Below are 10,073 nucleotides of genomic sequence, written 5' to 3' on the forward strand. Positions count from 1 at the left end.
GACTTGCCTTGGCAGGCCGACGCTTCGCCCGCTTAGGTTGTTGTTTTGTCGCCGATTTTTGACGCCGAACCGGTGTCCGCTTCGGCGAAATCCGCTTAGCCCGCGGGCCACACTCTCTCCGGCGAGAGGCGCGAAGGACGCTGCGATGGCCCATCTCCTCAGCGACGAGCCGGCCCTGCCGGGCCTGATCTGGGCGATGCGGTTCGACGCGGGCGGGCGCGGGCGCCTGGTCGGGCCCGGCGAGGAGGTGCCGGCGCTCGGCCGCTTCGGCGACGGCTTCGTCTGGTTCCACGTCAACCTCAACGACGCCCGGGTGCCGGGCCTGATCGCCGAGGGGCGGCTCGGCCCGCCCGACCTCGCGGCGGCAGCCTTCGCCAGCGACCCGCACCAGCGGGTGACCGTCGAGGACGGGCAGGTCGGCGGCGTCATCGCCGACCTCGCCCGGGAGGCCGAGGGGCCGGACACCGCACCCGAGCGGCTGCCCGACGCCGCCGGGCGGCTGCATTTCGTGCTGGGCGCGAACTTCCTCGTCAGCGGGCGCCGACACCCGATCGTCGGGCCCGACGCGGTGCGGGAGGTCGTCGCCGGGGGCCGGCCGCTTGCCGGGCCCGTCGCCCTCCTCGAAACCTTGATCGGCCGGGTCGCGGCGGCGATCGGGGCGCGGGGTGCGGCCCTGTCGGACCGGCTCGACGGGATCGAGGACCACATCCTCGACGAGCGCATCCGGGCGGAGACCCGCCAGCTCGGACCGATCCGCCGCGACGCGGTGCGGCTGCATCGCCAGCTCAACGGGTTGCGGGCGGTGTTCCACCGCCTGGAGGAGGAGAGCGACGACCTGCCGGAAGACACCCGGGAGGCCGCCGCCCGCATCGCCCAGCGGCTCGACGCCCTCGACCGCGACATGGTGGTGCTGGCCGAGCGCAGCCGGCTCCTGCAGGAGGAGCTCTCGGGGCTGCTCGCCCGGCAGTCGAACCGCCAGCTCCACACCCTGTCGATCCTGACCGCCCTGTTCCTGCCGCCCACCCTCGTCACCGGCCTGTTCGGCATGAACACCAAGGGCCTGCCGCTCGCCGAGTGGGACGAGGGCTCCACGGTGGCGATCCTGATCGCCGTGATGTCGGCGGCGGCCGCCTTCCTGCTGATCCGCCGGCTCGGGCTCGGCGGGCAGAGGGGCCAGGGTTGAAACTCCGAGACTCTTGGTGATCGAGAATCCGCTGGCGACCCAACCCGGTCTTCCCGAAGGCCGTAGACGCCTCCCGGAAGCGGACGTTCGCGGCAGTCGCGCAACCTCAGCTCGGCGGGGAAGCAAGCCTTCTCCACAAGGTCGCTTCTTTTGGGATCCTAGGGGCTCACTGCCGGGTGTTCGCGGTCGAGGCAGTAGCTCTCGTGGATCGACCCAAACATGTATGGCTTCCTCGATCCGGCCCATCTCTTCAGAGCACATCAGCGTCAGGCCAACATTGCGTCATGTTGCGCATCGACCGAAGCCGGCGCGAACACGGCCACTGAGGCATTTGGCATCGCGCGGACGTTCCGTCCGCCACCCACTTCCGCTGCGCACTCCTCGGCATGTCTCCCGAGGGCCATTCGCGACTGTCGGACAACCGCGACTTAGCTCGCAAGCTCTGCAATCAGAGGCGTAGGCTGCGTCTGAGCCGCTGTTGAGCCAAGTTTACGTCATGCACGCGGCCGTTCGATCCGACGATTTGAACGTCCTTGTACCCGTTAAAGAGCCACTTCATCGCCAGGACCACAGCGCTGGCAGGGCTTGCTCGCGTGTCTAATAGCGTTTCATCACCGCGCGGAGCAGATATAACGTGTTGCATGAAGGCATCTCCGATCCGCCTCCGGGCTAACAGCTACAAGTTATAATCGTTCGCCCTGAAAGAGCACTTGGCCGCAAAAAACTAATTCATCTCAAGAAAATGCCTCGCATACCGAACCGGTGGCGAGGCGAAGTCATCTCAAGGGACGTTCCACGGGGTGGTGGGGACGGAACGGTGCCAGAGATGGTCGTGATGGCAGTCGGGTCAGGCCATCGGGACCGAGCGTTCATAACCCACGTGGCAAGCCTGTCGGGCACGCAGGTTGGATTGGCGCGAACAAGCATTGTCCAACAGCGTCTGCTTTGTGGCACATCTCACTCCGACGCGGTCATTTTACCCAGAAACAGACATCACGTTAGAATTTTTGCACCAGTGAACTTGACCATGAGAGCACAAATTTAATCTATGATAACGTGCTTGGCCCAAAAAAATTCTCGATATCGCCTTGATACTTAGAGTGCTATCATAACACAGATTAAAAAATCCCGATATTATTCAGGGAACCATCTAAAATCTCAGGGATTGCTAGGATGTACCACTTAGATTTGGAGAATTGACATGACTTCAGGTGGAAAAACCGAGCACCGCGGCGGCTCCGGCAACTTTGCCGAGGATCGTGAGCGGGCTTCTGAGGCGGGCCATAAGGGCGGTCAGCAGAGTGGCGGCAATTTCGCCAACGATCCTCAACGAGCTGCCGAAGCAGGTCACAAAGGCGGTCAGCAGAGCGGCGGAAACTTCGCCAACGACCCAGAAAGGGCCGCTGAAGCTGGCCGCAAAGGCGGTGAGCACAGTCACGGCGGCAAGTCTTAATCAATCGAACCAGCACCGGGTTTGGCACGCCAGACCCGGCGTCTTCATCGGCCAAAACGTTGCATTTGCTCGATCCGTCCGATTGACAATACCGCCAGTTCCTCAAGGACTTGTCCGAGGCGGCTAGCGAGCAACCACGGCACCTAGAGGACTGGCCCGAAATCGGAAGCCCTCCGGTCGGCTCCTCCTTCGCTGTCTTCGCCCCTCGTTAGCGGTGGCGGGGCGTTTATTGCTTCATGGGAACCAGCATGACGACAGCTATTTCAAAGACGCCCCCAGCGTTCTAAGATGCGGTGGCTGACCACGTCGCTGCACGGGTCACGCCTGCTGAGAAAATGGGACCGCGCGCACGCGGACCGATCATCACCTACCTGCGTGATCTGGAGGGCATCGCACGCCGCGAATGTGATAGCCGGCAAGCGTTCCAGATCATCGCATCAGGCTGCCATCTCCTCGGTGACATGTCCACCGTCGGACCGGCGGATGGTCCGTTCTCGCGCAACTGACCAAAACACGACCATCATGAACGAGCCTGGAAGCGGACATCTCCAGCATCCCGCAGCGGGTCAAAGGTGGTTCCTGTAGCCACGTCCGGTTCTCGGGATCCCACGCCCGGAAGCCGACGGACAGGAAACCACCCCCAACAGTCCTTCGTGCAGTCATGTCGACCGTGCGTCCGACCGGCGGCTCAAGCCGCCTTGCGCCCGAAGACCTCTGCCACCGCGATCCCACCGAGCACCAGGGCGAGCGCCGCCGCCTCGACGAGCCCGAAGGATTCGCCCACCAGAACCACCGCCAGGAGCGCCCCGAAGACCGGGACGAGGTTGTTGAACAGGCCGGCGCGGTTGGGGCCCAGCGTCGCGACCCCGCGCATGTAGGCGAGCTGCGCCGCGAGCGACGGCCCGAGCGCCGTGAAGGCGATCAGCCCCCAGCCGGCGGCGCCGGGCCACAGGGTGCGGCCGCTCGCCCATTCGCCAAGGAGGAGCGGCAGCGAGGTCGCCCAGGCCGCCACCGCCATGGCGGCGAAGAAGGCGAGGGCCGGCACCGCCGGGCGCGCCGGCAGGGCGACGGTGTAGCCGGCGTAGAACAGGCAGGCGAGTGCGGCCAGGAGGTCGCCGCGGTTGAGATCGAGGGCGGCGAGACGGGCCGGATCGCCCCGGCTCACCACCAGCACCACCCCGCCGAGCGTGATGGCGGCGCCCAGGAGCTGGCCGCCCCGCACCGGCACCCCGCGCACGAGAAGGTTGAGGACGAGGACCAAGACCGGGATCGTGCCCTCGATCAGCGCCAAGTTGACCGCGCTGGTCAGGGCGCCCGCCTCGTAGGTGAGCGCGTTGAAGCCGGTATAGCCGAACCCGCCCATCAGGAGGATCATCGGCCAGTGCGCCCGCAGGGTCGCGCGGTGGCGGACCGTCTCGCGCCCGGCCAGGACCGCGATCGCGGTGAGCGCGATCGACCAGCGCAGGGCCACCAGCGCCTGGGGCGAGACGAGGCCGACCGCGACCTTGCTCGCCACCGCGTTGCCGGCCCAGAGCAGCGTCGCGAAGGTCAGGAGCGCGTAGGCGAGCGCCGCCGCGCGGCCCGGCGCCACGCCGGGCTCCCTATGCCGGAGCCGTCACCCTCACGCGAGCGCCATAAGGAACCGCTCGATCAGTTCCAGGGCCCGCTGGGTCATCGCCAGGTTGTAGCGGATGAACACGTGGCAGCCGCCGGTATAGACCGACGTGTAGCCGCCGTTATTGGCCGAGGCCCAGCGCATCGACATGAACAGCGTGTCGTCGAGGAGCGGGTCGCGGGTGCCGACCGAGAACAGGGCCGGCGGCAGGCCGGCGAGGTCGGCGTAGAGCGGGGAGACGTCCGGCGAGCGCCGGGCGACGCCCTCGGGCACGAAGCCGTCGGCGAAGCGGCGGATGTCGGTGGAGTTGAGGACGAGGCGCTCGTCGCCCCAGTTGCGGGCGCTCGCGGTCACGCCGAGGTCGTAGAGGCCGGAAAAGAGATTGGCGCCCCGGAAGGCCTTTGGCAGCCGGTGGCGGTCGCGCAGGCGCAGGAGCGTCATCACGCTCAGATGCGCGCCGACCGATTCGCCGCCGATCGTCAGGGCCTCGACGCCGAACAGCTTGCGGCCCTCGTGGTAGAGCCAGAGCGCCGCCGCCTCGCAATCGTCGATCGGCGCCGGGTAGGGGTGCTCGGGGGCGAGGCGGTACTCGACCGAGACGCAGACGAAGCCGCAGCGCTCGGCGATGCGCTCGAGCCAGGGATCCTGCTCGTCGGCCCCGCCCCAGACCCAGCCGCCGGAATGGATGTGCAGGTAGGCGCCCCGGGCCTTGCGCTGCGGCCGGATCACCCGGAGCGTCAGCGGGCCGCCGGGGCCGGGAATCGTCATCGTCTCGGCCCGGGCGCTGCGCGGCATCGCCGGGTAGGCGGTGCTGCCGCGGCGGCGGCGCTCGCGCACCTCGGCCACCGGCATCGACCAGGGGTCCGGCGCCTGGGCCTGCGCGGCGATGATCTCCCGGTTCAGCCGCTCGGCGTCGGGATCCGTTTTCGCCGGGTCGAAGAGCGCGTGGTCGATCATGCTCGGGGTATCAATCTCGCGGCGCCGCGCCGGGGCGGAGCGTCTCGGGGTTGCGGGTGGGCCCTCGTCCGGCCCGGGGTGGTCGGATGCTCCCGTTCAGGCTCGTCCTGTCACACCGGACATCTTGGGCACCGGACATGTTGGGATGGGCATCCTTGGAACAGGCATCTTGGGATAATCCGCGAAGGTTGCCATCTCAGGTGCGGATTGCCAAACGGTGCAATGCGCCAGGCCGCGCCGGGTTTCGTCCGATCTGTGACAATCCCGCCACGGTCGGGGAGCATCGCCGCTCCGCAAGCCGGGGACGGGCAACGGCGAGGGGTCGCGAGGACACATGAGCGAGCAGAGATTCCAACGGCCCTTCGGCCAAGGCCCCCGCGGGCAGGATTCCTTCGGCCAGAATTCCTTCGGCCAGGATCCCTACGGCCAGGGGCCGGCCGGCTACGATCCGGGCCGCGACGGCCGCTCCTCGGGCCTGCACCGCTTCCTCGGCGGCTCGCCCGGGGCGGTGCTGCTGCGGCTCGTGTTCCTGTCGGTCCTCGTCGGTGCCGGCATGGCGATGCTCGGGGTCACGCCCGGGATCCTGTTCGCCCAGGCCTACGACACCGTGCGCTCGCTGCTCGAGCTGAGCTTCGACACCTTCCACGATGCCGGCCGCTGGTTCGTCGCCGGCGCGGCGGTGGTGGTGCCGCTGTGGCTGCTGTCGCGCGTCTTCGCCCGCGGGCGCTGAACTCGCGCGACGAGAGCATCGGAACGAGATCGATGAACCCTGCCGCCGCGGGCCCGGGAGCGGGCCCGGAGGTCACGCATCGCCGCATGCTGGCGCTCGCCGTGCCGATCACGCTCGCCAACGTCACGACGCCGCTCCTCGGCCTCGTCGGGACGGCGGCGATCGGGCGGCTCGGCGACGCCGCGCTCCTCGGAGCGCTGGCGCTGGGCGCCGTGGCGTTCGACTACCTGTTCTGGACCTTCGGCGCCCTGCGCATGGCCACCGCCGGCCTCACCGCGCAGGCGACCGGGGCCGGGAACACCGCCGAGATCGACCGGACGCTGGCCCGGGCGCTCGCCGCGGCGCTGGCGGTCGGCCTCGTCATGGTGGCGCTGCAGGGCCCGCTCGCGGCCGCCGCCTTCCGGCTGTTCGGGGCGAGCCCGGCGGTGACCGGGGCGTTCGCGGCGTATTTTTCGGTGCGGATCTGGTGCGCGCCGTTCACGCTGGCGAACTACGCGATCCTCGGCTCGACCCTCGGGCGCGGCCGCACCGATCTCGGCCTCGCGCTCCAGGTCGCCATCAACGCCGTCAACGTGGCGCTGACCCTGCTGTTCGTGCTCTGGGCGGATGACGGCGTCGCCGGGGCGGCGCTCGCCACGGTGCTGGCCGAGGTCGCCGGCACGGTCCTCGGGCTCGGGGTGCTGCACCGGCTCGGCTCCCGGCCCTGGCGCGTGCCTGTCGCCGAGATCCTCGAGCGGGCCGGCCTCACCCGGATGCTGGCGGTCAACGGCGACGTGATGGTGCGCACCCTGGCGCTGATCACGGCGCTCGCGCTCTTCTCCGCCCTCGGGGCGCGGGCCGGGGATGCGACGCTCGCCGCCAACGCCGTCCTGCAGAACCTCTTCCTCGTCGGCAGCTTCTTCCTCGACGGCTTCGCCACCGCCGCCGAGGTCCTGTGCGGCCAAGCGCTCGGCGCCCGCGACGAGGGCCGGTTCCGGGCCGCGGTGCGGCTGTCCCTCGGCTGGTGCCTCGGCTTCGCGCTCGCGGTCTCGGGCCTCTTCCTCGGCCTGGGCGGTGCCTTCATCGACGCGGTCACCACCGCGCCGGAGGTACGGGCGGTCGCCCGAGACTACCTCGTCTACGCCGCGCTCACGCCGCTCGCCGCGGCGGCGGCCTTCGCGTTCGACGGCGTCTATGTCGGGGCGACCTGGACCCGGCCGATGCGCAACCTGATGCTGGCGGCCCTCGCCGTCGACGTCGCGGTGCTGGCGCTCACGCGGGGGACGGGCAATACCGGGCTGTGGCTCGCCATGCTGGCCTTCCTCGCCGCCCGCGGCCTCGGCCAGGCGCTGCTCTACCCGCGGCTCGTCGCCGGCGCCTTCCCGCAGGCCGCGGCCGGGCGAGCGGCCGAGGCGGCCCGGTGAGCGCCGGTGGCCCGATCACCGGCGGATGCCGCTGCGGCGCGGTCCGCTACGCGGCGGACGGGGAGCCGTGGAACCGGACCGTCTGCCACTGCGCCGATTGCCGGGGGGCCACCGGTGCCCCGATGGTCGGCTGGATCACGGTGCGCCGCGACGCCTGCCGCTTCGCCGCCGGCAGCCCGGTCTGGCACCGTTCGAGCCCGCGGGCGGAGCGGGCCTTCTGCCCGACCTGCGGCACGCCGCTGGCCTACCGGGCCGACGCGCTGCCGGACGAGATCGACCTCACCCTGGCGAGCCTCGACGACCCGGAGCGGTATCCCCCGCACGACCACGTCTGGGTGTCCCGGCGCCTGTCCTGGGCCGCGCTTCCCGAGGGGCTGCCGGCCTACCCGACGGCGCGGGACGACCCCTGATCCCGCCCTCCGCCGACCCGCCGCTTCACGAGACGAACCCCGCACGATGACTCCCGCAAGATGATGGCGGATCCGCCCACGCAGCCCGCCCCGCCGTTCCTCGCCCCGCGGGTGGTGGACGACCCGGCGGCGTGCACCTTCAACCACACGATCGACCTGCCCGGGCACGGCACCGTGCCGGGGACCTGGGACCTGCGGGCGGGGCTCGACGCCTATCTCGGCGGCGTCGCGGTGGCGGGCAAGCGCGTGCTCGATTTCGGCGCCACCAGCGGCTTCCTCGGCTTCGCCATGGAGGCGCAGGGCGCCGAGGTGGTGGCCTACGACTTTTCCGGCGAGGCCTGCTGGGAGATGGTGCCCTACCCGGATTTCGAGCGCGCCGTGATCGCGCCGGAGATCCGCAACCACCTGCATCGGTTCGAGAACGCCTACTGGTACGCCCACGCCGCCCTCGGCTCCCGGGCGCGGCGGGCGGGCGGCTCGCTCTACGGTGTGCCGGAGGCGGTGGGTCCCGTCGACATCGCGGTGCTGGGCAACGCGCTCACGCGCCTGCGCGACCCGTTCCGGGCGCTCCACGGCGTCCTGCGGCTCACCCGCGAGACCGTGGTGGTGACCGAGATGCTGCCGAAATCGCTGCATCTCCTGCGCTTCCTGCCGCGCCGGGTCGGCCTGCCGGTCTTCCTCCTGCCGCGCAGCGACCAGCGGATCCGCTTCGATGCCTGGTGGACCATCGCGCCGACGACGATGCAGGAGCTGCTGGCGATTCTCGGCTTCGGCGAATCGGCGGTGACATATCACCGCCAGTCGCTGCTCGGGCAGAAGCGCCTCTGCTACACGGTCGTGGCCCGGCGCACCGAGCCGACCAACCCGGAACTGTGATCCGTCAGGCCGACCTCGCCAGGTCCGCCGCATCGCGGCCGACGATCCCGGCGAGGCTCGGCACGCCCTCGGCCTCCATCCGCTCGACCAGCCCGGCCTTGATGTCGCGCACGAGGCCCGGACCCGCATAGACGAGGGCCGAGTAGAGCTGGACCAGGCTCGCCCCGGCCCGGATCTTGGTCCAGGCAGCCTCCGCCGAATCGACCCCGCCGACGCCGATCAGCGGCAGCGCGGTACCGACCCGCAGGTAGGTCTCGGCGAGGAGCCGGGTCGCGGGCGAGAAGAGCGGCCGGCCGGACAGGCCGCCGGTCTCGGCCTTCGCGGCAGCCCGCAGGCTCGCCGGCCGCGCCACGGTGGTGTTCGAGACCACGAGTGCGTCGATGCCGCGGCGCCGGGCGGTGGCGGTCATCGCGTCGAGGCCGTCGAGGCCGATATCCGGCGCGATCTTGAGCAGCACGGCGGTGCCCGCCCCCGCCTCGTCGCGGGCCGCGACCACCCGGGCGAGGAGATCGTCGAGGAAGGCCTCGCCCTGGAGGTCGCGCAGGCCCGGGGTGTTGGGCGAGGAGACGTTGACGGTGATGAAGTCGACGAGGCCGGCCAGCCCCTTCGTGCAGGCGACGTAATCGGCCAGCCGGTCCGTCGCCTCCTTGTTGGCCCCGATATTGACCCCGACGATGCCGGGCCGGCCGCGGCGGGCCTCGAGGCGGGCGCGCACCACCGCCAGCCCCTCGCTGTTGAGGCCGAACCGGTTGATCACCGCCCCGTCCTCCGGCAGCCGGAAGACCCGCGGGCGCGGATTGCCGGGCTGCGGCCGGGGCACCACCCCGCCGACCTCGACGAAGCCGAAGCCGAGCCCGAGCAGCGCGTCCGGCGCCTGCGCGCCCTTGTCGAACCCGGCCGCGAGGCCGACCGGGTTGGGGAAGGTGCGCGACATAACCGTTACACGGAGCCGGGGATCGTCGGCCGGCGGATCACGCAGAGGAAGGCGCGAGAGGCCCCCCAGGGTCAGGGTATGGGCAGTCTCGGGATCGAGGGCGTACAGCAGGGGACGGACGAACGGGAAGACGGCCTGGAGCACGGTCAACCTCCGATGGAATCAGGAAAAACGTGACAACCGTCGGAGCCGACCGGCAGCGGCGCGACCGAGCGGACGGCGGAGAGCGGCAGCGGGCCGTAGAGATGCGGGAACAGCGCGCCGCCGCGGGAGGGCTCGAAGCGCAGGGCCTCGCCCAGGGCCTCGGCCTCGACCGCGACGAGGAGCAAATCATCCTGTCCCGAGAAGTGCTTGGCGGCGGTCTCGGGGGCCTGCGCGGCGGTCGAGAAATGGATGTAGCCGTCCGCCAGGTCGACCGGCGCACCGTCGAACCGGCCGGCCGCCTCGGCCGCCCGCCACAGGGCGGCGGGGCAGATCTTGTAGATGAGGGACATGGGGGCCGCGGATCTCCT

The 10,073-nt window shown here is 70.3% G+C and carries 11 protein-coding genes; 7 read left to right on the top strand and 4 right to left on the bottom strand.

Going from position 1 to position 10,073, the window contains the following annotated elements; translation table 11 throughout:
* Positions 1-145: 145 nt before the first annotated feature.
* From QR78_RS27390 to QR78_RS34480, 3 genes are all read left to right on the top strand, one after another.
* Positions 146-1,183, top strand: a complete 1,038-nt coding sequence (locus QR78_RS27390; protein ID WP_048430776.1) for a CorA family divalent cation transporter — start codon at positions 146-148, stop codon at positions 1,181-1,183.
* Between the two features lie 1,201 nt (positions 1,184-2,384).
* Entirely contained in the window at positions 2,385-2,636 is a 252-nt protein-coding gene (locus QR78_RS33275) for a con-10 family general stress protein (RefSeq protein ID WP_082171510.1), read from the top strand.
* Positions 2,637-2,929: 293 nt separating this feature from the next.
* Positions 2,930-3,142: a hypothetical protein gene (locus QR78_RS34480; protein ID WP_125900841.1), complete on the top strand. Its 213-nt coding sequence runs from the start codon at positions 2,930-2,932 to the stop codon at positions 3,140-3,142.
* A 182-nt stretch (positions 3,143-3,324) separates the two neighbouring features.
* Here the strand turns inward: QR78_RS34480 and QR78_RS27400 are convergent, their stop codons facing one another.
* On the bottom strand, positions 3,325-4,227 hold the full coding sequence (locus tag QR78_RS27400) for a DMT family transporter (protein WP_048430778.1): 903 nt from the start codon (positions 4,225-4,227) through the stop codon (positions 3,325-3,327).
* A gap of 30 nt (positions 4,228-4,257) precedes the next feature.
* Positions 4,258-5,208 (bottom strand): alpha/beta hydrolase, encoded by a 951-nt coding sequence (locus tag QR78_RS27405; RefSeq protein WP_048430779.1) that lies wholly within the window; start codon positions 5,206-5,208, stop codon positions 4,258-4,260.
* Positions 5,209-5,542: 334 nt separating this feature from the next.
* Between QR78_RS27405 and QR78_RS27410 the strand changes: the two genes are divergently transcribed.
* The 4 genes from QR78_RS27410 (at position 5,543) to QR78_RS27425 (ending at position 8,627) form a co-directional block, all read left to right on the top strand.
* On the top strand, positions 5,543-5,938 hold the full coding sequence (locus tag QR78_RS27410) for a DUF6460 domain-containing protein (protein ID WP_048430780.1): 396 nt from the start codon (positions 5,543-5,545) through the stop codon (positions 5,936-5,938).
* Positions 5,939-5,970: 32 nt separating this feature from the next.
* On the top strand, positions 5,971-7,341 hold the full coding sequence (locus tag QR78_RS27415) for an MATE family efflux transporter (protein WP_048430781.1): 1,371 nt from the start codon (positions 5,971-5,973) through the stop codon (positions 7,339-7,341).
* A complete protein-coding gene (locus tag QR78_RS27420) occupies positions 7,338-7,751 on the top strand; it encodes a GFA family protein (RefSeq protein ID WP_244276227.1) in 414 nt (137 codons plus the stop codon). Before QR78_RS27415 ends, QR78_RS27420 begins: the two co-directional genes overlap by 4 nt.
* A gap of 63 nt (positions 7,752-7,814) precedes the next feature.
* On the top strand, positions 7,815-8,627 hold the full coding sequence (locus tag QR78_RS27425; protein ID WP_141657712.1) for a class I SAM-dependent methyltransferase: 813 nt from the start codon (positions 7,815-7,817) through the stop codon (positions 8,625-8,627).
* Between the two features lie 4 nt (positions 8,628-8,631).
* Here QR78_RS27425 and QR78_RS27430 read toward each other — a convergent pair whose 3' ends face one another.
* A complete protein-coding gene (locus tag QR78_RS27430) occupies positions 8,632-9,705 on the bottom strand; it encodes a quinone-dependent dihydroorotate dehydrogenase (RefSeq protein ID WP_048430782.1) in 1,074 nt (357 codons plus the stop codon).
* Positions 9,706-9,707: 2 nt separating this feature from the next.
* On the bottom strand, positions 9,708-10,055 hold the full coding sequence (locus QR78_RS27435) for a DUF952 domain-containing protein (RefSeq protein ID WP_048430783.1): 348 nt from the start codon (positions 10,053-10,055) through the stop codon (positions 9,708-9,710).
* Positions 10,056-10,073 lie beyond the last annotated feature (18 nt).

Origin of the sequence: Methylobacterium indicum (assembly GCF_001043895.1) — a bacterium.
Taxonomy (GTDB): Bacteria; Pseudomonadota; Alphaproteobacteria; order Rhizobiales; family Beijerinckiaceae; genus Methylobacterium; species Methylobacterium indicum.

What these genes read in the sequence shown, in the direction of transcription:
- QR78_RS27405 (WP_048430779.1), bottom strand. Translation starts at nt 5,208, where the DNA reads ATGATCGACCACGCGCTCTTCGACCCGGCGAAAACGGATCCCGACGCC.
- QR78_RS27390 (WP_048430776.1), top strand. Translation starts at nt 146, where the DNA reads ATGGCCCATCTCCTCAGCGACGAGCCGGCCCTGCCGGGCCTGATCTGG.
- QR78_RS27425 (WP_141657712.1), top strand. Translation starts at nt 7,815, where the DNA reads ATGGCGGATCCGCCCACGCAGCCCGCCCCGCCGTTCCTCGCCCCGCGG.
- QR78_RS27410 (WP_048430780.1), top strand. Translation starts at nt 5,543, where the DNA reads ATGAGCGAGCAGAGATTCCAACGGCCCTTCGGCCAAGGCCCCCGCGGG.
- QR78_RS33275 (WP_082171510.1), top strand. Translation starts at nt 2,385, where the DNA reads ATGACTTCAGGTGGAAAAACCGAGCACCGCGGCGGCTCCGGCAACTTT.
- QR78_RS27415 (WP_048430781.1), top strand. Translation starts at nt 5,971, where the DNA reads ATGAACCCTGCCGCCGCGGGCCCGGGAGCGGGCCCGGAGGTCACGCAT.
- QR78_RS27435 (WP_048430783.1), bottom strand. Translation starts at nt 10,055, where the DNA reads ATGTCCCTCATCTACAAGATCTGCCCCGCCGCCCTGTGGCGGGCGGCC.